23 protein-coding genes are annotated in these 24,877 nt (G+C 58.2%); 15 read left to right on the forward strand and 8 right to left on the reverse strand.

The features are described 5' to 3' along the window. Nucleotides 1–323 (reverse strand): cupin domain-containing protein (locus tag DWX75_RS05555; protein ID WP_118015393.1); only part of this gene is annotated, 323 nt, incomplete at its 3' end. A 144-nt stretch (nt 324–467) separates the two neighbouring features. Between DWX75_RS05555 and DWX75_RS05560 the strand changes: the two genes are divergently transcribed. From DWX75_RS05560 to DWX75_RS05600, 9 genes are all read left to right on the forward strand, one after another. After that, a complete protein-coding gene (locus DWX75_RS05560; protein WP_118015345.1) occupies nt 468–1,226 on the forward strand; it encodes a YdcF family protein in 759 nt (252 codons plus the stop codon). Then, entirely contained in the window at nt 1,223–2,575 is a 1,353-nt protein-coding gene (locus DWX75_RS05565; protein ID WP_118015346.1) for an MATE family efflux transporter, read from the forward strand. The genes DWX75_RS05560 and DWX75_RS05565 overlap by 4 nt, the downstream gene beginning before the upstream one ends. A gap of 137 nt (nt 2,576–2,712) precedes the next feature. Then, nucleotides 2,713–4,395, forward strand: a complete 1,683-nt coding sequence (locus DWX75_RS05570) for a phospho-sugar mutase (RefSeq protein ID WP_118015347.1) — start codon at nt 2,713–2,715, stop codon at nt 4,393–4,395. 30 nt (nt 4,396–4,425) lie between these two features. Continuing rightward, entirely contained in the window at nt 4,426–5,307 is an 882-nt protein-coding gene (locus tag DWX75_RS05575; RefSeq protein WP_118015348.1) for a hypothetical protein, read from the forward strand. Nucleotides 5,308–5,412: 105 nt separating this feature from the next. Next, nucleotides 5,413–6,873 (forward strand): glucose-6-phosphate isomerase, encoded by a 1,461-nt coding sequence (locus DWX75_RS05580; RefSeq protein ID WP_118015349.1) that lies wholly within the window; start codon nt 5,413–5,415, stop codon nt 6,871–6,873. Between the two features lie 102 nt (nt 6,874–6,975). After that, a complete protein-coding gene (locus DWX75_RS05585) occupies nt 6,976–7,578 on the forward strand; it encodes a hypothetical protein (RefSeq protein ID WP_118015350.1) in 603 nt (200 codons plus the stop codon). A 31-nt stretch (nt 7,579–7,609) separates the two neighbouring features. Beyond that, on the forward strand, nt 7,610–8,944 hold the full coding sequence (locus DWX75_RS05590; protein WP_118015351.1) for a type II secretion system protein GspD: 1,335 nt from the start codon (nt 7,610–7,612) through the stop codon (nt 8,942–8,944). A 123-nt stretch (nt 8,945–9,067) separates the two neighbouring features. Further along, nucleotides 9,068–9,982: a hypothetical protein gene (locus DWX75_RS05595; protein ID WP_118015352.1), complete on the forward strand. Its 915-nt coding sequence runs from the start codon at nt 9,068–9,070 to the stop codon at nt 9,980–9,982. Then, nucleotides 9,979–11,328 carry a sensor histidine kinase gene (locus tag DWX75_RS05600; protein ID WP_118015353.1) on the forward strand — a complete coding sequence of 450 codons (1,350 nt, stop codon included), beginning with the start codon at nt 9,979–9,981 and terminating at the stop codon, nt 11,326–11,328. The genes DWX75_RS05595 and DWX75_RS05600 overlap by 4 nt, the downstream gene beginning before the upstream one ends. Before the next feature lie 46 nt (nt 11,329–11,374). On the opposite strand, the gene DWX75_RS05605 is transcribed toward DWX75_RS05600, so the two are convergent. Then, nucleotides 11,375–12,100: a LytTR family DNA-binding domain-containing protein gene (locus DWX75_RS05605; RefSeq protein WP_118015354.1), complete on the reverse strand. Its 726-nt coding sequence runs from the start codon at nt 12,098–12,100 to the stop codon at nt 11,375–11,377. 301 nt (nt 12,101–12,401) lie between these two features. Here DWX75_RS05605 and DWX75_RS05610 point away from each other — a divergent pair, with 301 nt between their 5' ends. The 6 genes from DWX75_RS05610 (at nt 12,402) to hemL (ending at nt 19,227) form a co-directional block, all read left to right on the forward strand. Beyond that, a complete protein-coding gene (locus tag DWX75_RS05610) occupies nt 12,402–13,031 on the forward strand; it encodes a bifunctional precorrin-2 dehydrogenase/sirohydrochlorin ferrochelatase (protein WP_255424259.1) in 630 nt (209 codons plus the stop codon). Continuing rightward, a complete protein-coding gene (gene hemA, locus DWX75_RS05615) occupies nt 13,000–14,319 on the forward strand; it encodes a glutamyl-tRNA reductase (RefSeq protein ID WP_118015356.1) in 1,320 nt (439 codons plus the stop codon). The genes DWX75_RS05610 and hemA overlap by 32 nt, the downstream gene beginning before the upstream one ends. After that, nucleotides 14,279–15,223: a hydroxymethylbilane synthase gene (hemC, locus tag DWX75_RS05620; RefSeq protein WP_118015357.1), complete on the forward strand. Its 945-nt coding sequence runs from the start codon at nt 14,279–14,281 to the stop codon at nt 15,221–15,223. The genes hemA and hemC overlap by 41 nt, the downstream gene beginning before the upstream one ends. Before the next feature lie 80 nt (nt 15,224–15,303). After that, nucleotides 15,304–16,827, forward strand: coding sequence for a uroporphyrinogen-III C-methyltransferase (gene cobA / locus DWX75_RS05625; RefSeq protein ID WP_118015358.1), 1,524 nt, complete (start codon nt 15,304–15,306; stop codon nt 16,825–16,827). Between the two features lie 96 nt (nt 16,828–16,923). Next, nucleotides 16,924–17,904, forward strand: a complete 981-nt coding sequence (hemB, locus tag DWX75_RS05630) for a porphobilinogen synthase (RefSeq protein ID WP_118015359.1) — start codon at nt 16,924–16,926, stop codon at nt 17,902–17,904. A gap of 3 nt (nt 17,905–17,907) precedes the next feature. Then, entirely contained in the window at nt 17,908–19,227 is a 1,320-nt protein-coding gene (hemL, locus tag DWX75_RS05635) for a glutamate-1-semialdehyde 2,1-aminomutase (protein ID WP_118015360.1), read from the forward strand. A 92-nt stretch (nt 19,228–19,319) separates the two neighbouring features. Here hemL and nagB read toward each other — a convergent pair whose 3' ends face one another. From nagB to DWX75_RS05665, 6 genes are all read right to left on the reverse strand, one after another. Beyond that, nucleotides 19,320–20,063: a glucosamine-6-phosphate deaminase gene (nagB, locus tag DWX75_RS05640; RefSeq protein ID WP_118015361.1), complete on the reverse strand. Its 744-nt coding sequence runs from the start codon at nt 20,061–20,063 to the stop codon at nt 19,320–19,322. 20 nt (nt 20,064–20,083) lie between these two features. After that, nucleotides 20,084–20,938, reverse strand: a complete 855-nt coding sequence (locus DWX75_RS05645) for a MurR/RpiR family transcriptional regulator (RefSeq protein ID WP_118015362.1) — start codon at nt 20,936–20,938, stop codon at nt 20,084–20,086. 17 nt (nt 20,939–20,955) lie between these two features. After that, entirely contained in the window at nt 20,956–21,891 is a 936-nt protein-coding gene (locus DWX75_RS05650) for an ROK family protein (RefSeq protein WP_233519487.1), read from the reverse strand. A gap of 25 nt (nt 21,892–21,916) precedes the next feature. Then, entirely contained in the window at nt 21,917–22,366 is a 450-nt protein-coding gene (locus tag DWX75_RS05655; protein ID WP_118015364.1) for a YhcH/YjgK/YiaL family protein, read from the reverse strand. Between the two features lie 47 nt (nt 22,367–22,413). Further along, entirely contained in the window at nt 22,414–23,898 is a 1,485-nt protein-coding gene (locus DWX75_RS05660) for a sodium:solute symporter (RefSeq protein WP_118015365.1), read from the reverse strand. 97 nt (nt 23,899–23,995) lie between these two features. Then, nucleotides 23,996–24,877, reverse strand: coding sequence for an N-acetylneuraminate lyase (locus tag DWX75_RS05665; protein WP_118015366.1), 882 nt, complete (start codon nt 24,875–24,877; stop codon nt 23,996–23,998).

The raw sequence follows: 24,877 nt of genomic DNA on the forward strand, positions 1-24,877 counted from the left end.
ATCAGAGCCATGAAGACGAGATCCTCGGTTTTGGAGATATTTTGGATGCCGTGCGTTTCGCCATCGGGGCAGAACGTCGTCGTGCCGGCTTCGATGACGGATTCCTGGCCGTTGTCGTTGTAGAGGGCTTTGCCCGAGAGGATGTGATACGTTTCGGTGTTGCCCTCGTGCTTGTGGACGGCGATGCCGCAAAGCGGCGGTACAATGACTTTTGCATACATGTCGCATTTGCCGTCGAGTTCAGCCGGCGTCAGCAGCTTGACGATCGTGATGGTGCCGAGGCCTTTCTGTGCCTGGCCTGGAACTGGTTCAATAAATGCCATGATAAACGCTCCTTTTGAGATAGATGCCTTGCCGCAGAAGGGCAAGTTTGCTACAATAAATATACAATCATTAGTTTCGAGAAAAATGCGGGGATTCCTCTAAAAAGATGGAATTTGCGCTTTATTTTTTTGGAGGATATGCATATGGTCTATCTCTTGAAGTTCGGCGCCAGCTGGATCCTGCCGCCGGGCATCTTCATCCTGGCGCTTTTTGCCTTGTCCTGGTGGCTATTTAAGAAGCGCGGCGAAAAGAAAGCGGCGGGCATCCTGCTGGGCCTGACGTTTGCGTTTTACCTGCTCTGCACGGGAATGGTGGCGGAGCGCACGATGGGGTGGCTGGAATCTGCCTATGAGCCGCCGGCTGATCCGCAGGGCGATGTCATCATCATGCTCGGTGGCGGCGCCTATGACGATACGCCGGATGTCGACGGTACGGGCACGCTCTGCGCGAGTCCCGCAAGCCGCCTGCTGACGGCCGTGCGCCTGCAGCGCCGCCTCGATGTGCCGATCCTGCTTTCCGGCGGGCAGGTCTATGAGGATACGGGGGCGGAGGCGAAGATTGCCAAGCGCGTGCTCATGAGCCTCGGCGTACCGGAGGATAAGATCCTCACGGAGACGAAGAGCATCAATACGAGCCAGAATGCCCGTTTCTCGGCGGAGATTCTGCGGGAGCAGGGGCTTTCGCATCCGATCCTTGTGACGAGTGCCTTCCATATGAAGCGCTCGGTGCTGAACTTTGCCAAGCAGGGCATCGAGGTAGAACCATTCCCGACGGATTACATGGTTTCGCACCATCCCGTTTTCCACTATACGAAACTGCGGCCGCAGACGGAGGCCCTGCTCGATAATGTGACGGTCCTGCAGGAAACCTTGCGGACCTTTGTGACGAGGTATATCGAATGACCAAGAATCTCACGCAGGGAGGCCCTGCGAAGCTGATTTTTTTCTTCACGATGCCGCTCATCGCCGGCAATATCTTCCAGCAGCTCTATGCCTTCATTGATACGCTGATCGTCGGCCGCTTCCTCGGCGTCAATGCGCTGGCCGCCGTCGGCTGCACGGGCTCGCTGATGTTTTTGATGCTGGGGTTTGTCATCGGCTTCACGACGGGCCTCAGCATCTATACGGGACAGCGCTTTGGCGCCCGGGATGAAGCGGGCGTGCGCCAGAGTGCGGCGGCCTGTGCCATCCTGGCCCTGCTGATGTCGGTTATCCTGACCATCGTGGGCTCGCTTCTCTGCTACCAGCTGCTCGTCTGGATGCAGACGCCGGCGGAGATCCTGGCGGGGGCGTATTCCTTCATCAGCATCATCTATGGCGGCATTCTGTTCTTTGTGCTGTTCCAGACGCAGACGAACCTCATCCGGGCACTCGGCGACAGCACGACGTCGACGATTCTTCTGGCCGCGGGCCTGACGCTCAACATCATCTTTGAGCCGCTGGCCATCCTCGTGCTGGGCTGGGGCATCCCCGGCGCGGCGCTGGCGACGCTGGCCTCGCAGGTCTGCGGCAATCTGCTCTGTCTGCTCTACATCTGGAAGAAGGTGCCGGCGCTCCACATCCGCCGTGAGGACTGGCATCTCTCGCGTGCGATTTTTTGGGAGCATCTGCGCATCGCCCTGCCCATGGGCTTCCAGTCTTCCATCATCGCTATCGGCGCGGTCATCCTGCAGGTGGCGCTCAACGGTCTCGGTCCTCTGGCCGTCGCCGCTTATGCGGCCGCGCAGAAGGTCGAGTCCATCGCGATGATGCCGATGATGTCGTTCGGTCTGGCCATGGCGGCCTATACGGCACAGAACTACGGCGCGCGGAAGTTCCACCGCATCGAGGAGGGTGTCTGGAAATGCTCGGCGATGTCCGTGACGTTCAGCATCATCGCCGGCATTGCCCTGATCTATTTCGGCACGGACATCATGCATCTCTTCGTGGGCAGCGGTCAGGAGGAGGTCGTCGCCTACGGCGAACAGTATCTCATCGTCAACGGCTCCTGCTACTGGATCCTCTCGTTCCTCTTCATCTTCCGCTATACGCTGCAGGGGCTCGGGCAGAGTATCGTGCCGACGATTGCGGGCATCATGGAGCTCCTGATGCGCACGGCTGCAGCACTCTTCCTCTGCGGCTGGCTCGGTTATCTCGGCGCCTGCCTGGCCAATCCCATGGCCTGGATTGGCTCATGTGTTCCCCTGGCCATCGCGTTTTTCTGGACGCGGCGCAGCCTTCGGGAAAAATATACGGCAGATTCCTTAGAATAACAAAGCCCCCGGCAGGATTCGGGGGCTTTGTTGTCGAAAACAGGATACAACGAACCAATCACTGGGAATCCATGCCGATGATGCCGGTGTATCGAGTGACATCAGGGCATGATATTTTATGAAGGGGTGGATCATCGATGTATCAAGACGAGTATAAACGCTGGGCTGCTGCGGACCTCCAGGATTTTGACCTGAACAGGGAGCTGCGCGACATCGCAGGGGACGACGAGGCCATCAAGGACCGCTTCGCTGTAGCACTTGAGTTCGGTACGGCCGGACTGCGCGGTGTGCTGGGCGCCGGCACGAACCGCATGAATATCTGGGTTGTCCGTCAGGCGACGCAGGGTGTTGCTGACTGGGTCAAGACGCAGGGCGGCACGCAGACGGTGGCCATCAGCTACGACAGCCGCCTCAAGGGCTGGAATTTTGCGCGTGAGGCCGCGGGCGTTCTCGCTGCCAATGGCATCCATGTGCGCCTGTACGAGGAGCTCATGCCGGTTCCGGCGCTGAGTTTTGCCACGCGCTACTATCACTGTAACGCGGGCATCATGATCACGGCATCACACAACCCCGCGCAGTACAATGGCTACAAGGCATACGGCCCGGACGGCTGCCAGATGACGGACGATGCAGCTGCCGTGGTCTACGCATCCATCCAGAAGACGGATGTACTGACGGGAGCCAAGCACATGAGCTTTGCGGAAGGCGTCGAGAAGGGCCTCATCCAGTTTGTCGGTGAGGACTGCAAGGATGCATTCTATGCGGCCATCGAGGCGTGTCAGGTCCGCCCGGGCCTGGCAAAATCGGCCGGCCTCAAGCTCGTGTATTCCCCGCTCAACGGCACGGGTCTCGTGCCGGTTACGCGCGTGCTCAAGGATATCGGCATCACGGACATCACGATTGTGCCGGAGCAGGAGTATCCGAACGGCTATTTCACGACTTGCAGCTATCCGAACCCGGAGATCTTCGATGCGCTGGCCAAGGGCCTCGAACTCGCGAAGAAAGAGGGCGCAGACCTCATGCTGGCGACGGACCCCGATGCTGACCGCGTGGGCATCGCGATGAAGTGCGCCGACGGTTCCTATGAGCTCGTTTCGGGCAATGAGATGGGCGTACTGCTGCTCGACTACATCTGCCAGGGCCGCATTGAGAAGGGCACGATGCCGAAGGATCCGGTGGCCGTCATGTCCATCGTCTCGACGCCGCTGGCCGATAAGGTGGCGGAGCATTACGGTGTGGAACTGCGCCACGTGCTGACGGGCTTCAAGTGGATTGGCGATCAGATCGCAGGTCTTGAGGCTGCCGGCCAGACGGAACGCTTCATCTTCGGCTTCGAGGAAAGCTACGGCTACCTCGCCGGCCCGTACGTCCGCGACAAGGATGCTGTCGTTTCCTCGATGCTGATCTGTGAGATGGCGGCATATTACCGTTCCATCGGCTCTTCCATCAAGCAGCGTCTCGAGGAGATCTATCAGCAGTACGGACGTTATTACAACAAGGTGGATTCCTTCTCGTTCCCGGGCCTTTCGGGCATGGACAAGATGAAGGGCATCATGGAGCACCTGCGTCAGCAGCCGCCGACGGAGTTCGCCGGCAAGAAGGTGACGGAGGTCATCGACTATGCCGAGCCGGAGAAGACGGGCCTGCCGAAAGCCAATGTCCTGACGTATCGTCTCGACGATGGCTCGACGGTTGTCGTGCGCCCGTCCGGCACGGAGCCGAAAATCAAGACGTATTTCACGACGCTCGGCAAGGGCCTCGCAGAGGCCAAGGCTGAGAAAGACAAGCTGGCGGAAGCCGTAAAGCCGCTGATGGCTTAATGAAACAAAAGCAAGACTGAGGTGTATGGGATGAATGTATCGGCAAAGGGATTTGGTGCTTGTGGCATCCGGGGGCTCTATCCGGATGTTGTCAATGAGGAGCTGGCCTATCGTGTCGGCCGCGCGTTTCCGGGGCTCGCGGGAGCCCGGAAGGTAGCGGTCGGTCACGATATCCGCCTCTCAGGCCCGTCCCTGCAGGCAGCACTCATCAGGGGACTGACTGAGGCAGGCTGCGATGTACTGGATATCGATCTTTGCGGTACGGAGATGATTGCATTTGCCGTCAGGGCGTATCAGCTGGACGGCGGCATCATGCTCACGGCCGGCAGCGATGCAAAGGCCTATAACGGCATGACGCTCATGCGCCGGGACGCGTGCCTGCTTACGGGAGATACGGGCCTCAGGGACCTCGAAGCGCTTGTCCTGGCCGCTGAACCTGCTCCGGCTGCCGCAAGGACGGGCCAGGTGGAGAAGGAGGATATCACCGAGGACTACATCGCCGGCATTCTCTCCCATATCGACCTCGACAGGCTCAAGCCGTTCCGGGTCGTCGCCAATACCGGCAACGGGGCGGCGGGTCCTGTCATCAATGCCATCGAGAAGAAGCTGCCCTTTGACATCGTCAAGGTCAACAACATTCCCGACGGCAATTTCCCGAATGGCGAGCCTAACCCGCTGCTGCCGGAAAACCGCGAGTCCACGGCCAAAGCCATCCTCGAAAGCGAGGCGGACCTAGGTGCCGCCTGGAATTGTGACTTCAGCCGCTGCATTCTGTTCGATGAACGCGGGAACTGCCTTGAAAGCGGCAGCGGCGAGGGCGGCAGCAGCGAGGGCGGCAGCAGCATGCTTGCCTGGCTGCGCGTGATGGAACGATGTTCGCAGTTCGGAGTTCACAGTGAGACAAATGCATGATATAATAGGGCCGTATGGTAATATACATGACTCATATGGCCGTTTGGAAGCACCCGGCTTCTTCATGCGGTTGTAACGGGAAAAAGAAAGAGGAGTGTTACAAAGATGAGTTTAAAACTGAAATCCGGCTTTACGTTTGACTATGACAACCTGTATGGCGAAGGCAAAGTCACGGAAGACGATCTGAAGTTTTATGAGAAAGATCTCAAGAAGGCTCACGAGGCCATGAAGGTCATGCGTGAGACGGGCTTTATCCGCGCCCACCTTTCCAAAGATGGCGAGCCGGAGAAGGTTCTGTTCTCGCAGCTGCCGTACGTTGAGGAAGGCCATCTGAACAGCCCGAGCTCCCTCAAGCATCTGCAGGAACTCACGGATCACGTCAAGGACAATGTCGATGTTGTCGTTTCGATGGGCATCGGTGGTTCCTACCTCGGCAACAAGGTCCTGTTCGACGTTCACTGCGGTTCGTTCTGGAACGAACTTTCGAAGGAAGAGCGCAACGGCTTCCCGCAGGTCTACTTCAGCGGCAACAACATTGACCCGCGCAGCACGGGCGACCTCATTCATCATCTCGAGAATGAGTCCAAGATCCTGCAGTATCATGAGAAACGCAATCTCAAGGTCCTGCTGCTCGTCATCTCGAAATCCGGCGGCACGCTCGATACGATGTCGAACTTCATGGTCGTCTATGATGCCCTGCAGAAGTTCCCGGGCATCGATGTCGAAGTCGTCGCTGTCACGGATCCGAACACCGAGAACCCGACGCTCCTCAAGAAGCTGGCCATCGAGAAGGGCTGGCCGCAGTACGCTGTACCGGACGGTGTCGGCGGACGCTTCACGATTTTCTGCGAAGTCGGTCTGACGCTGGCTGCCTGCATCGGCTTTGACATCCAGTCGTTCCTCGACGGTGCAAAAGACATGGATAAGGCCTGCCAGAACGATGATATCTGGCAGAACCCGGCTATGCTCAATGCTTTCCTGAAGTTTGCCGCTTCCGAGAAGCATGGCCGCGATATCGAAGTCATGATGCCGTATGGCGATTACCTCAAATCCGTTTCCGAGTGGTACATCCAGCTGCTCGCTGAATCTCTCGGCAAGCAGTTCAACAAAGAGGGCAAGGAAGTCTGCTACGGCCGCACGCCGCTCGTCGCGGTCGGCACGACGGACATGCACTCCCAGACCCAGCAGCATCAGGAAGGCAAGCTCAACAAGGTCGTCCAGTTCGTCAAGATTGACAAATGGGCAAATGACCTCACGATTCCGAATGTCTTCCCGGAAGCCAAGAAGCTTGCGGACATCTCCGGCGTCACGATGAGCCAGGCTCTTGAAGTCGCTCGTCAGTCGAATGCCGATGCCCTGGCTTCCAACAAGCGCTACAACGCTTGCTTCACGCTGCCGGAGCTCACTCCGTATCACCTCGGCGAACTCCTGTACATGCTGGCTATGAGCGTTGCCTATGAAGGCGAACTCGCAGATGTCGATGCCTTCAACCAGCCGGGCGTTGAGTCCTACAAGCGCATCATGGGACCGAAACTCGCGGCTCTCAAGGCAAAAAACAATAAATAATGGTTCAGCTCGTCTGATCCTTTGAAGGAAGAACCAAAAGCTCTGCCGGTCTTGTATCGGCAGGGCTTTTTTCTTTTTCTTACCTATTCAGGAGGTGGGCGCTTGACAATCTCGTTGACAAAACATCAAAAATGCGGGGCCGGGCTGCTGGCAGGCCTTGCCGTGCTGGTCCTCTGGTGCTGGCCGGAGGGGGAGGAGCAGCTGGAGATGCAGCCCGTGGCAGCCGAGGCCGGAAGTCAGGAAAGCGGGGCAAAGCCGAAGCTCGTGCAGCAGGAACCAGCGGCTCTGGCGGAAATCCCGCTGTCTGAGCTGCGCAATCCCTTCTCGCTGCACCATGAGAAACGTGCGGATAGCCAGTCTGTTCCCGGCAAACCATCTGTACGGCCAGATGCTTCACCGGAGAGAGCATTCGTGCCGCAAGGCGCAGGCGAACGTGCAGTCTCGAAGCCGGAGGGAGCAGATGCTGCTCCGCAGCAGAGAACGCCGGCAGAAGCGTCATCTGCCGTTCACCTGCGCGGGATACTCTACGGGGAATCCGGGCGGTTCGCAATCCTTGCGGCCGGCTCGAAAAGTGCGTCCCTTGCGGAGGGGGAGTCGTTTGCCAGCTGGCAGGTGCAGAAAATCGAGCGGCAGGGTGTGCTGCTGATTGGGCCTCAGGGAGAACAGTATCTCCGTTTGCTTCATTCCGATCGTCATTCCGATTAAGGTGAAAGAACTGGAAAGGAAGGTATAAGGCATGGGTATCAGAAGGCAGTCTTTTTTTCTGGGCAGTCTGGCGGCTGTCATCGCTTTGGGCAGTTTTCTCGTGAGTCCGTTCGCTTCGGCTTCGCCCGTCCAGGTGCAGGTCGAGGGCGGCGAAGTGCGGGATGTCATGATGTCGCTGGCGCGCATGAAGGGCATGAGCCTGATCTTTGATGAGGACATCAGCGGCCAGGTGACGATTTCCGCATCAGCGGAGCCGGAGCAGCTGCTGCGTCAAGTGGCGGCACTGAAGGGACTGGTGCTCGTGCAGGAGGAGAACGCGTATCTTGTGACGCTGCCGTCGAAAGCCGCCGCCCTGAAGCGCGTTCACGTCTATCCTGTGCGCCATGCCGACCCGTATGAACTGGCCCGGGCTGCCAGTCTCAGTCTCATGGCAGAGCATCCGGCACATGATGGGAAGGAAAAAGAGATGCCTGCGGCGGAGGAGGCGAAAGGACGCATCCTGGTCGACAGCGCGACGAACAGCCTCTTGCTTTACGGCGATGCGGCAGAAGCGCAGCGCACGATGTCCCTGCTGAGGGAACTCGATGTGGAGCCGCGGCAGGTGTCGCTTGAGGCGAAGGTCGTGGCGATTTCCAAGGATGCGGCGAAGCAGCTCGGCGTGGAATGGCAGTGGTCGAGTCTGCCGCGCTATCCGGAACACAGTGAGATATACCGTCACAAGGGCACGAACCGTGAGGAAAAGGAGTATGAGATTCACCGCTCGACGGGCGGCGAGGGTGTGCCCGGCATCATCCAGTTCGGACGCGGCCCTGAGGGCATCCCGTTTGAGTTCTACTATGGTGCCAAACTCAATGCACTCGTATCGGACGGCAAGGCCAGGATCCTCGCACGCCCAAATATCACGACGCTGCAGGGCAGGGAAGCCGTCATCAACATCGGCGGTGAGGTCCCCGTGCCGACGCAGACGGTCAATGAGACGTCGACGACGACGACCTTCTCTTACCGGCAGGCCGGCATCATCCTGCGCTGCCGCCCGCGCCTGCATGACGATGGCCGCATCACGGCCGAGGTCCATACCGAGGTCAGCTCACCTCTTTATGTCGCCGATATCAAGGCGTATCGCTTCCAGAACCGCCGGGCCGATACGACCGTGTCCCTGCAGGACGGAGAAACGATGGTCATCGGCGGCCTGATTGGCAGCGAGGAATCGCGCACCATGAGCAAGATTCCCTTCCTCGGCGACCTGCCCATCCTGGGAAATTTTTTCCGCAGTCTCAAGAAGAGCCATTCGGAATCCGAAGTCATGATCTTCCTGACGGCACATGCCCTGCCGGATGGCGGCGCAGAAGCGTCCACCCGCATGTAAGCGCATGGAATGGGCGCATGGTTTGACAAAAGCCGGAAAGTCAGCAATAATAATTTTCAGAGAGAGCATGCCTTCGCTGCGCGAGGCTGCTGCCTGGTCATGTCGAGAGGAGGGATTGATGCCTTGGGCTATATCTGCCTTACCGTGTTCCTGTTTTGTGTTTCACTGCTGCCGCCGGCCTATCTGCGCTACTATCCGTTCCGTTCCATCGCCGGTCTGCCGACGCGCCGTTTCCTGATTGGCGGCCATCTCATCATCTTCCTGCTGGAGTTTATCCTGCTGTCCCTGTTGTTTTACAGAGGAATGCTGACGTTTGATGACGGCGTTTTCCAGAAACTGTATTATTTCTGTTATATGCCGCATTTCCTGCTGCTGATTTTCACGATCCGGCCCTATTGGTTCCGCCATCTCTTTGTCCTCGGACTGCAGGCCATCTACATGATTTCAATTCATACGCTGGCACTCGAGGTGTTCAAGCTGCTTTTGCCGCAGGCCTGGATGTTCAACCGCTTCCACTTGTACTTTGTCATCTACCTCACGCTGTTCCTGCTCGGGATGCCGCTGATGATGCGCATCCTGCGACAGCTTTTCACGCCCCGTCAGCTCCTCGGGAAGCGTCCGTCGTTCTGGCTGTACCTGGGCCCGGTGCCGCTGCTCTTATGCTACTACCACGGCAACGCCGGGTACATGACACTGGATCCCTCGCTTCTCTTCCTGCCCTCCATCCAGCTTTACACCGTGGTCACGAGGTGTGTGCTGCTGCTCGTCGGCCTGTTCCTGGTGATGTCGATACGCGACGGTATCCTGCAGGTGCAGAAGATGTTTTGCCTGAAGGAGCGGAATCTGCAGCTGCAGGAGCAGTTGACGCAGCTCAACGATTATGCCGTTTCCCTGCGCCAGGAACAGAAGGAGCTGGCCATTCTGCGCCATGACAGCCGTCATCAGCTGCGGATGCTGGCGGAACTCGTGGAAAACGGCCATTATCGGGAGGCAGAGCAGCTGCTGTTGCGCCTCCAGGAAGAGATGGTGAAGAAATGAAGGCATTCTTCGTATCGCTTGGCATCACGACAATCTACACGCTGGTCCTGCAGATCTTTTATTCCCTGCAGATCCTGCCGTTCCGGAATTTCCTGGAACAGAAGCAGAAGCGGCAGCTGGCTGCCTGCTGGGCCGTCATGGTCCTGTTGGAAATCATCGGCTTCCAGTTCCTGCTCGGGCAGGATATCTTTCCTTCGCATGCTGCTGCCTACTGGGCGATGGGATATGTGGGCTGGCTGCCGCCCTTCCTGCTGAGCCTCTGGTTCACGAAACCCTTCTGGATCGGCCATTTGTTCATTCTGTCATTCCGCATCCTGCTCACCAGTTGTTTCTATACCTTCATGCGCCATTTCTTCCTGGCTGCCTTCCCCGATACGCCCTTTGAGGACCTTTATCTGGAGGAAATCCTCTTTTACGGAGGGCTATGCCTGATTTCCTTTCCCTTCCTGCTGCGCTTTTTCACCAATGTGTTCAGCCACTTCCAGGAAGCGTCCACACGGCGTTACTGGCGTTCCATCACGATCATCCCGATGCTGCTGGCCATCGATACGCTCTACATCAGCCTTTATGATTCGCAGGAGCAGTATTTCAGCCTGCTCGGCGCGCGCTTTTTCCTGCTCGCCGTGATCGTTCTGCTCATGGCCAGTGTGCGCAGCGGGCAGGTGGAGGTGTATGAGGAACTCGATACGTATGAGAAGAATCACACGCTGCATCAGCAGCTCGTATCAGCGGCGAATTATGTGGAGATGTCCCAGAACTCGAAGCGGCGCATGGCGGCCATTTACCAGGAGCGGCGGGAACATCTGACGAGGCTCCTGGCTCTCGTGCAGCGCAGGGACCAGGATGGTGTGCTGGCGTACATTGAGTCGCTCGGCACGGAGTTTGACCGCACGAAACTGCCGCGGTACTGTCAGAACGTCCTCATCAATGCAGCCCTGACGGTTTACCTTTCGCGGGCGAGGGAAGAGGGCATCCCCGTTACGGCGGCTGTCGATCTGCCGGAGGAGATACCGTTCAGCGGGGATCTGTCCATCGTGCTGTCCAACCTGCTCGAGAATGCCCTGCTGGCCAGCCGCAGACAGCCGCCGGACTGCCGGAATATCACGGTGGTGGCCCGGCGGCAGGGCGGCATGCTGAATATCCTCGTGAAGAATCTGTTTGCCGGCTTCGTGCCGCTCGATGGCGACGGTTTGCCCGTGACGCATGTCACGGGGCACGGCCTCGGCATGAAATCCCTGGTCCGTTTCCGTGATAAATACGAAGCTGGTGTCCTGTGCCAGCAGAAGGATGGCTGGTTCATCACGTACCTGCAGGTATCGATGGCGCCGGCTGAATCTCTGGATTAAACAAACAACGGGAGCTGCACGTGCAGCTCCCGTTTCCTGTTTGTCTTCAGGTGGCGAACATGAATTGGAAGTAGAGTTCCTGGAATTCCCGGTACTTGCGCTTGCCGAGCGGGATGTGATGGCCATGAATCTCCACGTATTCTGTCTTGATCAGATGAATGACATTGAGGTTCACGAGGTAGCCCTTGTTGGGCGAAGCGAACTGTCCCGGCGCAATCTTGTCGAGTTCTTCTTTCATTTCCTGGATGGATTTTCTCGTTTCCAGCATGGTGTCGTCGCTGAGGTGGACTTGGATGATGTGGCCATGGCTTTCCATGTACAGGATGCGGGCAATCTCCTCGACCCGGATGCCGCCGCCCACGAGCCGGAAGATCATCTTGGCGCTGTTCCGCTGGCGGATGTAGGAGAAGGCCCGGTCCATAGCCTTGTTGAACTGATTTTGCGTAAAGGGCTTCAGGAGATAGTCCGTCGCCTTTACGGCAAAGGCATCGACGGCAAATTCATCGCTCGTGGTCAGGAAGATGATTTCGGCCCTGCTGTGCCGGTTTCGGAGCTCCTGTGCCGCGTCCATGCCCGAAAGACCCGGCATGCAGACATCGAGCAGGACAATGTCGAACACAGCGCCATGCTCAATGGCATCGATGAAGGCAAAGGCGCTATCGAAGTCTTCATAAGAGACGAATTCTCGCTTGGTCTTAAAGTAGTTTTCCGCTGCTTTTCGGATGAGCTGGACTTGTTCCGCCTGGTCATCACAAATTGCAATCCGTAACATCGTATCTCCTCCCTCATGCCCGCAGGCCGTATTCTTATTTTATATTATACCAAGTTTAGCGGGACTCGGCAGGAAAGGGTCCTGAAGTGGCGATTTTTTGACATGAACGGATGGTTTTCAGGCCCGTCTGACGAAAATGATGCCGGATGGATTCTTATCATCCCTTCTTTTTTTTTTGATGCATTTAGGTTATAATAAGATAGGAAATTGATTTATGAATGAGATTCGTAATTGATGCGGATTCATAGCAGTTGGAAATGAGCCGGGGTGCGGAGGGATGACGATGCAGTATCCCCTGAATATGGAATTGGGTGGCCGGTCGTGTGTCGTGGTCGGAGGCGGTCGTGTGGCACAGCGGAAGACGGCCACCCTGCTTTTTGCCGGGGCAGATGTGACGGTTATCGCGCCGCAGCTGACGGAACGGCTCGCTGCTATGGCGGCGAAGGAGAAGCTGCGATGGCTGCCAAAGCCGTATGAGCGCGGCTGTCTCTCTGCGCTGCAGCCCTTCCTGGTTTTCTGCACGACGGATGATTCCGCCGTCAACCGGCAAGCGGCTGCGGAGGCAAAATCCCTCGGTGCGCTCGTCAATGCGGCTGAGCAGCCTGAGCTTTCTGATTTTACGGTACCGGCCAGCGTGCGGCGCGGGGATGTGCTCTTTACGGTTTCGACGAATGGCAGGAGTCCGGCGCTTTCCCGCCAGCTGCGGCAGCAGCTCGAAGCGGAGTTCCCGGCGTCGCTCGGGCCGTGGCTGGAGCATCTGAGTGCCCTGCGGAGCCGGATGAAACAGGAGCTCTCGACGAGTGAGGCGCGCCAGGCATTCTGGCGGCGGGCGCTCGATAAACGTGTATTATCTTTAGTGGAAGCTGGTCATCTTGACCAGGCGGAGGTTGAAATTCAACATGCAATTACTGAGTTTGGGTCTGAATCATAAGACGGCGCCTGTTGATGTGCGGGAGCGCTTTGCCATTTCCAAGCAAGCCGTGCGCGATGGCCTCGAAAACCTCAATGAATACGAGGGGATTTCCGAAGCCGTCATCCTCTCGACCTGCAATCGCAGCGAGATGTATGCCGTGGTCGATGATGCACAGGAGGACCTTGCCACGCTCAAGCAGTTCCTGTTTGACCTGACGGGCAATGAGGAGGATATCGATGCCTATCTCTACTCCTTTGTCGACGAGGAATGCATCCGTCATTTGTTCCGCGTCGCGTCGAGCCTGGATTCCCTGGTGCTCGGCGAAGGCCAGATCCTGTCGCAGGTCAAGGATGCCTACGCGATTGCCCGCGAGGCGGGCACGACGAGCACCGTGCTCAACACGCTGTTCCACCGCGCCATTGCGACGGGCAAGCGCGTGCGCACGGAGACCCGCATTGCGTACAATTCCGTTTCAGTCAGTTATGCGGCTGTCGAGCTGGCGCGCGAGAAGCTCGGCCCGCTCGAGCAGTCGAGTGCCCTGATTTTCGGCGCCGGCAAGATGGCGGAGCTCACGGCCGAGCACCTTGTGTCGCACGGCATCAAGAAGATCTACGTGGCCAACCGCCATTTCGAGAAGGCACAGGATCTGGCCGCCCGCTTCCACGGCGAGGCCGTGCCCTTTGAGGGCGCGCTGAAGCATGCGGCCGATATCGATGTGGTCGTCACGTCCACCGGTGCGCCGCATTATGTGGTCAAGCCCTGGGAGACGCGCCAGCTCATGACGAAGCGCAAGGGACGCCCGATTTTCTTCATCGACATCGCCGTGCCGCGCGATGTCGATCCGGAGGTCAGCAACATAAAGGGGGTCATCCTCTACAACATCGATGCGCTCGAGGCTGTCGTCGATGAGCATGTTCAGGAACGCCAGGCCGAGGCCAGGGGCGCTGAACGCATCGTCGAAGAAGAGGTGCAGTCCATCGAGGACAAGTTCCAGTATCTGTCATTCCGGCCGCTGATGGCCCTGCTCTCGGAGCGCTGCGAGCGCATCCGCCTGCGGGAAATCCACCGGGCTTCCTCGAAGCTGCCGGATCTGACGAAATCGGAGCGCCGGCAGATTGAGCACATGACACGCATGATCGTGCGCAAGATCCTGCGCATGCCGATGATGAAGCTCAATGCTTCCGCCGGCACGCCGAATGAACAGTTCTACATCGACGCCATGCGCGCCTTATTCAAACTTGATACAATAGGGGAGACGGGAACCAGTGAGAAACGACACAATCATTATCGGTACGCGGAGCAGTAAGCTGGCCCTCTGGCAGGCGGATTACGTGGCGGACTGCCTGAAAAAACGCTATCCGTCGCTGCGGGTCGAGAAGAAACTCATGACGACCAAGGGCGACAAGATCCTCGATGCGCCGCTCGCCAAGATCGGCGGCAAGGGGCTTTTCACGAAGGAGCTGGAGCAGGATATGCTGTCTGGCGGCATCGATATTGCCGTGCACAGCCTCAAGGATATGCCGACGGAGGTACCGGAGGGCCTCGTCATCTCGGCCATCACGAAGCGCTTTGATCCGGGTGATGCCGTGGTGAGCCCGCGCTACAAGACCCTGCGGAATCTGCCGCAGGGCGCCAAAGTCGGCACGTCGAGCCTGCGCCGCAAGGCGCAGCTCCTGCATGCACGCCCTGATCTTCATATTGAGGATCTGCGCGGCAACGTCAATACGCGCCTGCGCAAGCTCGAGGAAGATCATTTCGATGCGATCATCCTGGCCGTGGCGGGGCTCAAGCGTCTGGGCTTTGGCGACCACATCACGGAGGTCCTGCCGCAGGAACTCGTGCTGCCTGCCGTGGGGCAGGGGGCACTGGCCATCGAGACGCGCCGCGAGGATAAAGAAGTGCGTGAGCTCATCGCGTTCCTCAACGATGCGGAGACGGTGCGCTGTGCAGAGGCAGAGCGGGCCTTCCTCGCGCGGGTCGAGGGCGGCTGCCAGGTGCCGGTCGGCGTTTATGCGACGCCGCTCGATGAAGACCGGCTGCGCGTGCAGGCGGTGATTGCCTCCTTGGATGGCGGCCGCCTGTACCGTGATGAACTCAGCGGCAGTGCGGCAGGAGCTGCCGTTCTCGGCCGTGAGCTTGCCGACCGGCTGCTCGCGGCGGGCGGTCTTGCCATCCTGCATGAGCTCGGGCTCTTGCTCGACCGCTCGTGATTTTTTCAGCAGGGCTGCTGAAAAAAGAGGATGGCAGCCGCTGCTGGCAATAGAATGCTTGAAAAGGGAGAGATCAATACATGGCTGGTATGGTATATCTGGTGGGCGCAGGCCCGGGCGATTATCGCCTCGTCAGCATCAAGGCAGTGGACTGCCTCAAGAAGGCCGATGTGGTCGTTTACGACCGGCTGGCGGACGACCGCATCCTGAAGTGGGCGCCTGAGGAAGCCGAGTACATTTACGTCGGCAAGGCCTCGAGCCATCACACGATGAAGCAGGGCGACATCAATCAGCTGCTCGTGGATAAGGCAAAGGAAGGCAAGACGGTCGTGCGCCTCAAGGGCGGCGATCCCTTTGTCTTTGGCCGCGGCGGCGAGGAGGGCATCCTGCTCGAGGAGAACGGCATCCCGTTTGAGATCGTGCCGGGCATCACGTCGGCGATTTCCGTGCCGGCTTATGCGGGCATCCCCGTGACGCACCGTGCTGTCGCGACGTCATTTGCTGTCATCACGGGTCATGAGGACCCGACGAAGGGCCAGAGCAACATGCGCTGGGACAAGCTCGCGACGGGCGTCGATACGCTCGTGTTCCTGATGGGCGTGGCCAACCTGCCGCACATCACGCAGGAACTCATCAACAACGGCCGCCCGGCCGATACGCCGGCTGCCGTGATTCGCTGGGGCACGAAGCCGGAGCAGAAGGTCCTCATCACGACGGTGGGCAAGGCTGCCGAGGATGTGAAGCGCACGGGTCTGAAACCGCCGGCCATTTTCATTGTCGGCGAGGTCGTGAAGCTCCGGGACAAGCTGCAGTGGTTTGACAAGCTTTCTCAGCGACCGCTTTTTGGCAAGACGGTACTTGTAACGCGGGCGCGCAGCCAGGCCTCGAAGCTCACGGCTCTGCTGGAAAATCTCGGTGCCCGCGTCATCGAGAAACCGGCGATTTCCATCGCAGCTCCTGCTGATGATTACCGTGCCGTCGATGAGGCCATCGGGCATATCACCGATTACCAGTGGCTGATCTTCACGAGCACGAATGGCGTGGAACGCTTCTTCGCGCGCCTCGACAAGGCAGGCAGGGACGTGCGAGCCCTAGGCTATGCGAAGATTGCGGCCATCGGCCAGACAACGGCGAAAAAGCTTTTCTCTTACGGCATCCGCGCCGATGTCGTGCCGCAGGAGTTCCGTGCGGAAGGCGTCATCGAGGCGCTCAAGGGCAAGCTGCCGCCGCATGCCAAGATCCTGCTGCCGCGTGCGGCAGAGGCGCGTGAGATCCTGCCGGAGAAGCTGCGCGAGCAGGGAGCGACGGTCGATGTCGTGCCGGTTTACCAGACGGTGGCGGCCGAGGTTTCTGCGGAGGAGGCGGAAGCCCTTCGTGAGTCGCTCGCGAACGGGGAAATCGATTTCGTGACGTTTACGAGCTCTTCGACGGTATTGAATCTCATCAAGATTCTTGGCGGTATGGAAGCCTTGCAGCATGTCCGCACGGCCTGCATCGGCCCGGTGACGGCAGCGACCGCCCGCGCGCAGGGCATCGAGCCTTCCGTCGTGGCGAAGACGTACACGATTGAAGGCCTGGTCGAGGCCATGCGGGCATCATTGTGAGTGTCTGCTCGCAAGAGTTCTTTTTGAATCCTGTATTTTCATGGAATGCCGTGCCCGTAAGGGCGGCTTCCGTTTTGAACCTTAGGAGATGTTGTTATGTACAATCAGAAACTTCGTCCGCGCCGCATGCGCATCACGCCGGCCATGCGCGCCATGGTCCGCGAAACGAATCTTTCGGCCAAGGATTTTGTCTATCCGATCTTCGTCGTACCGGGTGAACATGTGAAGGAAGAGATCCCGAGCATGCCGAACTGCTACCATCTCTCGGTGGATAATGCGGTCGAGCTGGCCAAGGAAATCGCTGCACTCGGCATTCCGGCCGTTGAGGTATTCGGCCTGCCGGCGTACAAGGATGCGGATGGTTCCTCGGCTTGGGATCCGACGAGCCCGGTACAGCGCGCCATCAAGGCCATCAAGGCTGCCGTGCCGCAGCTCATGATCGTCGGCGATGTCTGCCTTTGCCAGTACACGACGCACGGTCACTGCGGCCATCTCGAAGGTCATTACGTCGATAACGACAAGACGCTCAAGCTCCTGCAGAAAGTCGCCGTCTCGCAGTCTGAGGCCGGCGCCGACATCATCGCACCGTCTGACATGATGGACGGCCGCGTGGCTGCCATCCGCGAAGCCCTCGATGCACATGGCTTCATCAATGTCTCCATCATGAGCTATGCGGTCAAATACGCATCGGGCTATTACGGTCCGTTCCGCGATGCGGCAGACAGCGCGCCGCAGTTCGGTGACCGCCGCCAGTATCAGATGGACCCGGCCAATGCGCGCGAGGCCCTCAAGGAAGTCGACCTCGACGTCATGGAAGGCGCGGACATCATCATGGTCAAGCCGGCGCTTGCCTATCTCGATATCGTGCGTCAGGTCCGCGACCACATCCATCATCCGATTGCCACGTACAACGTCAGCGGTGAGTACGCAATGGTCAAGGCTGCGGCGCAGAACGGCTGGATCGATGAGAAGCGCATCGTGCTCGAGACGCTGACGAGCATGAAGCGTGCCGGTGCCGACATCATCATCACATATCATGCCATGGATGCCGCAAGATGGCTGCAGGAAGAGGAGTAAGCGATGCTGAATCTGGAAAAATCGAAAGCGGCCTTTGAAGAGGCCAAGAATCTGATGCCGGGCGGCGTCAACAGCCCGGTGCGCTCGTATGCCAACGTCGACTGCAACCCGCCGTTCATCGCGAAGGCGAAGGGCGACCGCATCTTCGACATCGATGGCAATGAGTACATCGACTACGTCGGTTCCTGGGGCCCGATGGTCGTCGGTCATGCACATCCCAATGTCGTCAAGGCGTTGCAGGAGGCCACTGAGCGCGGCACGAGCTATGGCGCGCCGACGCTTCTGGAGTCGGAGCTTGCGAAACTCGTCATGAAGGTCTATCCATCCATCGAGATCATCCGCATGGTCAACTCGGGCACGGAGGCGACGATGAGCGCTCTGCGCCTGGCACGCGGCTATACGGGACGCGATAAGATCGTCAAGTTCATCGGCTGCTACCACGGCCACAGTGACAGCCTGCTCGTCAACGCCGGTTCCGGCATGGCGACATTCGGCGTGCCGAGTTCGCCGGGCGTCACGAAGGGTACGGCTGCCGATACGATTTCCGTGCCGTACAACGATGCCGCAGCCATCACGAAGGTCATGGATGAGATGGGCGATGAGATTGCCGCCGTCATCGTCGAGCCGGTGGCCGGCAACATGGGCTGTGTGCCGCCGAAACAGGGCTACCTGCGCACGCTGCGCCGCCTGACGGAAGAGCACGGCACGCTTCTAATCTTCGACGAGGTCATGTGCGGCTTCCGCGCCTCGCTCGGCGGTGCACAGGCAGCCTACGGCATTACGCCGGACCTCACGTGCCTCGGCAAGATCATCGGCGGCGGCCTGCCCGTTGCCGCCTATGGCGGACGCCGTGACATCATGATGAAGGTTTCGCCTGCTGGCCCCGTTTACCAGGCGGGCACGCTCTCGGGCAATCCGTTGGCGATGACGGCCGGCATTGAAACGCTCAAGCTCATCACGGCTGAGCCGGAACCCGGCGAGGCCGACTACAGCCGCATGCTGACGCTCAAGACGAAGAAGCTGCTGCTCGGCTGGCTCGAAAAGGCCAGAGAAGCCGGTGTCACAATCCAGGCCCATCAGGCCGGTTCCATGTTCGGCATCTTCTTCAACGAGCATGAAGTTTACGATTACGAGGATTCCTGCGCGTCGGATCAGGAGGCCTTCAAGGTCTGGTTCAAGAGCATGCTCGAGCAGGGCATCTATCTGGCACCGTCGCAGTTTGAGACGCTCTTCATGTCGGGCGCGCACAGCGACGAGGATATCGACCGCACGATCGAGGCCGCCGGCAAGGCCTTTGCCGACGTGGCCGCCAGCCGCCGCTGACCTCACACATCATTGCATCCGTTCGAAAAAAAGGGGAACCAAGTGAAAAATCACCTGGTTCCCTTTTTGACGTTCGTGCTGTTTACAGGACCTTACTGCTGCGCGTGCTTCTGCAGCAGGGCGCCGGCTTCCCTGTCGACGATGACCGTTACATCGCGGTGCAGCTGCAGGATGCTGGCCGGTGCGCTCGGGCTGATGCTGCCGTAAACCGCATTGTAGACGGCCTCGGCCTTGTTGCTGCCGCTGGCCAGCAGGACGACCTTCTTGGCCAGCATGATCGTCTTGATGCCCATGCTGATGGCGTAGCGGGGGACTTCCGATTCATTCTCGAAGAAGCGGGAATTGGCCTCGATGGTTTCATCGTCGAGTTTGACCTTGTGCGTCGTCGCCTCGAATTTGATGTCCGGCTCATTGAAGCCGATGTGGGCGTTCCGGCCGATGCCGAGGATCTGCAGGTCGATGCCGCCTTTTTCCTCGATGAGCGCATCGTAGCGCCTGCCTTCGGTGTCGATATCCTTAGCCATGCCGTCGGGGATGAAGATGTTTTCCGGCTTGATGTTGATGAAATCAAAGAAGTTGTGCTTCATGAAGTAGTGATAGCTCTGCGGATTGTCCGGGGACATGCCGATGTACTCGTCGAGGTTGAACGACGTGACCTGGGAGAAATCGAGGCCGACCATCTCGTGAACGGCGATGAGTTTCTTGTACATCTGCAGAGGCGTGCTGCCCGTGGCCAGTCCGAGGACGCTGTCGGGTTTCAGATAAATCTGGCCCGCGACAATCTTAGCTGCTTCTTTACTCATTTCATCATATGAATTCGTAATAATTACACGCATGGTATTCTCCTATCTGCAGCTCACTCGCTGAGGCGCAGGATGTTGATGGCGTCAGCGGTGTCTTGCTTGCTCCTTACAGACTGCTCAGGCCGTTCTTTGACAACCTGGGTGTAAATTAAATCAATGATAAAGATCTGGGTCAACTTCGTGACGATGGAGCCGGTTTCCAGCATGGTTTCCTTGGTCTTGTAGAAAATGCAGAGATCGGCGTATTGACGAAGGATGGTATGCGGATTCGAGGTAATCGCGGCAAGACGAGCCCCGTTTTTCTTGGCCAGCTTGGCTGCCTGCAGGATTTCCGCGGATTCGCCGGAATGGCTGATGGCGATGACGGTATCATCGGGATGGATTAGCGACATGTGCAGCATGATCAGATGGCTGTTGTCGAGTCCGATGGCATCGAGTCCGATGCGCTGGAATTTGTAGGCGGAATCGTCGGCGACGAAGCCGGAATTGCCGAGGCCGATGAAGTAGATGCGGTGGCCGTTGGTCAGGAGCTTCACGGTGCGGGCGATGATGTCCTCGTCAAGGTGACGCACGGTCTGGCGCAGCGCCTCGACACTGATGGACATCAGCTTTTTGGCCGTCGTCAGGATGGATTCATCCGTCGTGATATTGTGGTTGATGATGGTCTGCTGCTGGCTGCGGCCGGAGAGTTCTTCGGCCAGACTGACTTTGAAATGCTGGAGATTGGGAAATCCCATCTTCCGGACAAAGCGCGTGATTGTCGCTTCGCTGATGCCGCTGAGCTGAGCCAGCCGGGCAATGGGCGAGGTGCAGAAAACGTCCCCGTGCTGACGGATGTAGTCCATGAGGACGCTATCCGACTTGGACGGTTTGAAGTCAGGATGTTCCAATTGTTCCAGAATGTTCATAGACAGTCGCTCCTAATTCATTGCGTCTGGAGAAGATGGCAAAGCGCACCAATCATGCCGGCGTCGTTGCCGAGCGTGGCAAACGCGATGCGCGTGTGCTCGTACATGGCAGACGGCAGCTGACGGGATACGTTTTGTTCGATGAGGGGGCGGAAGACCGCTTCCTGCGCCATGATGCCGCCACCAAGGATGACGACTTCCGGCTGCATGACGGTGATGACGTTGCCGATGGCGTCAGCGATGTGGCCGGACAAGGTGGCAATCGCCTGGCGGGCGTCCATATCGCCTGCGGCTGCCAGTGCGAATACCTTGTAGCCGTTGAGTGTTTTCGGTTCGACGCCCTTGGCCGCAGCGACGTCGTGGACGAGCCGCGTCGCCGAGGCGAGCTCATGCAGGCGCCCGCCGGGCACGCGCATGTAGGCGATTTCGCCGGCACTGCAGCCAGAACCGTGGATGATGTGCCCGTCGTACACGGCGCAGCCGCCGATGCTCGTGCCGATCGTCATCATGAAGGCCGAGGAGCAGCCGCGTCCGGCACCGCGCCAGAGTTCACCGAGCGCGGCACAGTTGACATCGTTTTCGACTGCACACGGCAGATGAAATTCTGCTTCGAGCATCTTCTTCCATTCGGTTCCCGTGTAATCGGGGATTGAAGCGGGCAGTGCATAGAAAATCGAACCTTTTACGGGATCGACCATGCCGGCTGTCGAAAGGGCAATGCCGGCAATCTGGTCATTTTCCTGCTTCGTTTCTATGTATTGCCGGATCAGCCGGCGGACCGTGCGGACGATGCCGGGGCCGCCGCCCTCATGAGCATGCGTTGGCGTGCTGCCCTGCTGGAGCAGTGTGCCGCTAGCTGAAGCCAGGCCGTGCTTGATGGCGGTGCCGCCGATGTCAATGCAGATGTACATGGGCGCTCCTTGAACAGACGAAATGGTACTTTTTTTCATCATACGATTTCTCCTCAGCAATGTCAAATCAGATGCGTACCTTGAAAATGCCCTTCTTGAGCGGCGCAGGAGTCTCAGCAGCAATGCCGGGCTTGTGCCCGTCTTCCGGGAAGCAGATGAGAAAATCGCCCGGCTGCAACAGGACGCGCGCCTGGGATTTGCCCGTGACTTCCTGGTAATCGCTGTCTTTATGATAAGCCCCAAGTTTCATATTCTCGAGGAAGGCGATATCGATATATTCGCTGCCCTCTGAGAGGATGTGGATGTCGAGATAATCCTTATGGGCCTCCCAGCTGCATTCTGCCTCTGGTTTCGTGGTATAGGAAGCGATATTGACAAAGCACTCCTTGCCTTCGATGGGATGGCTGCCTGTCGCGAGCGCGGCAAATTCCGGCGTGCGGGCAAAGGTCAGGCAGCGCCTGATGGCTGCGGGCAGGAATTCGTATGTTTCCTGCTGATGGATGTTTCCGTAAATCATGATGTAATTACTCCTTTTGCAAATCGGGGAAGGGGAAAGGGGAGAAATCAGTCGACCGTTGCCCGTTCCGGTGCCGTATAGGCCCTGTCCGTCAGGCGGCTCACGACATTGCCGACGACGAGGGAAATGAGAATCGTGATGGCCGTGTAGGACCAGAATGAAACGGACGGTACGAAATACTTGAGGTACATGACGACAGCCGTGGAGCAGATGAAGCCAGCCAGTGCGCCTTTGGCCGTTGCGTGCTTGCAGAAGGCACCGAGCACGAACATGCCAGCCAGGGCGCCGAGTGCGAGGCCGATGAAGCTGTTGAACCATTCATAGGCCGAGTGGATATCGCTGACAGCCATGACCATGGCGACGAGGATTGAGAGGATGCCGATGCCGAGCGAAACGAGCTTGGCGATGCGCGTCTGCTTTTTGCTGTCCATATCGGGATGCAGCACCGACTGGATGTCGAGGACCCAGCTGGTCGCGACAGAATTGATGCCGGTGGAAAGCGTGGACTGCGAAGCCGCATAGATGGCAGCGAGCAGGATGCCGGTGACGCCGGCTGGCAGCTCATACGTGATGTAGGAGGCGAAGACGAGGTCCTGGCGGGTCGTCATGAGGAGATCCGGGTTCTGCTGGTAGAAGACGTAGAGGCTCGTGCCGACGAGGTAGAAGACCGTGGCGGCGAAAATGGAAAGCACGCCGTTGCCGAGCGTCATCTTCTTGAGCTGCTTGATATCGGTCGTCGTCGTGAAGCGCTGGACGATATCCTGGCTCGAGACGTAGGAAGCAAAGGTGGCGAGGCCGCCGCCGATGAAGACGATGAAGACGCTGGTCGAGAGGATGTCCGGGCTCAGCCAGACTTCGTTCTGCAGCATGAATTTGTGGCCGGTCGTCAGCGTGTCCATGATTGTGCCGAAGCCGCCGTGGATATCGCCAATCATGATCACGAGGGTCATGGCGATGCCGATGATGAGCACCGTGCCCTGGATGAAATCCGTGTAGAGCACGGCCTTGAGGCCGCCGGAGTACGAATAGATGATGGCGATGACGCCCATGACGATGATCAGGATATTCACGTCAATGCCGGTCAGTTCCGCCAGGGCAATCGACGGCAGGTACATGATGATGGACATGCGGCCGAGTTGGTAGATGATGAACATCGTGGCGCCGAGAATGCGGAGATTCTTGCTCTGGAAGCGCTTTTCCAGATAATGGTAGGCCGTATCGATTTCCAGGCGACTGTAGATGGGCAGGAAGTACTTGATGGTCAGGGGGATGGCAATCAGCATGCCGAGCTGAGCCCACCAGAGAATCCACGAACCGTGATAAGAATTGCCCGGCAGCGAAAGGAAGGAAATCGGGCTCAGGAGCGTGGCGAAAATCGAAACACAGGTAACCCACCAGGGAATGGTTCCATCACCTTTAAAAAATTCTTTGCCCTTCATTTCCTTTTTGGAAAAGTAAAGTCCGGCCAGCAGGACACCCAAGAGATAAAGGACCAGGACGGTCGTATCAAGCCAAGTGAAACCTTCATGCATAGTCGTATCCTCCATTACGAGCATTTTTTGCCAAGAGAAAGAGCGCCAGGACATCAGGGCGCTCTCTCATTTCAGGGAAGGGGAATCAGGGGATGCCTCAGAAATACTTTTTGTAGATTTCCTTGGCGCGTGCCTTCATTTCCGGCGTGTACTTCTTCATCGGCTCGCGGCAGAAGCCCGCATCGACACCGGCTTCCTGGAGCAGCAGCTTGATGGTGCCGTAGAGGCCGTTGTCGAGGATATCCGTGATCAGGTCATTCGTGACATGCTGGATTTCAAGTGCTTCCGTGATCTTCTCGGCCTTGGCCAGCTCGAAGATCTGGCGGGCGCGTTTTCCATTGATGTTGTACGTCGAGCCGATGGCACCGTCGACGCCGAGGACCGTGGCCGGCAGCAGCATCTCGTCAAAGCCGGCATAAATCAGCTTGTCCGGGAAAGTCTTGCGGATGCGCTCGAGAAGGTAGAAGTCTGCCTGCGTGAACTTGACGCCGACGATCTTCGGATTCTTGAAGAGTTCGCCGAACTGGCTCAGGCTCATGTCGACGCCCGTGAGGAACGGGATCGAATAAATGATCATGCGGTTGTCCACGCCGTTGATGATCGTATCGTAGTAATGCTTGATTTCATCAAACGTGAATTTATAGTAGAACGGCGTGACGGCGCTGATGGCATCGTAGCCGAGATCCGTGACGAAATGTGCGAGTTCGACGGATTCCTTCAGATTGACCGAGCCGACCTGTGCGATGAGCGTGAGGTCATCCTTGGCTTCATCCTTGGCAATCTCGAAGATGCGTTTCTTCTCGTCCGTGGCAAGCATGAAGTTCTCACCCGTGCTGCCGCCGACGTAAAGACCGTCCATGTGATTGACGTCGATATTGTAGCGGATGATCTGGCGCAGGCCTTTCTCGTTGACATTGCCGTCTTCGTCAAAGGAAACGAGCAGTGCAGAAAACAATCCCTTTAAATCTCTCTGTGACAT

The organism is Mitsuokella sp. AF21-1AC, assembly GCF_003458855.1.
Classification (GTDB): Bacteria; Bacillota; Negativicutes; order Selenomonadales; family Selenomonadaceae; genus Mitsuokella.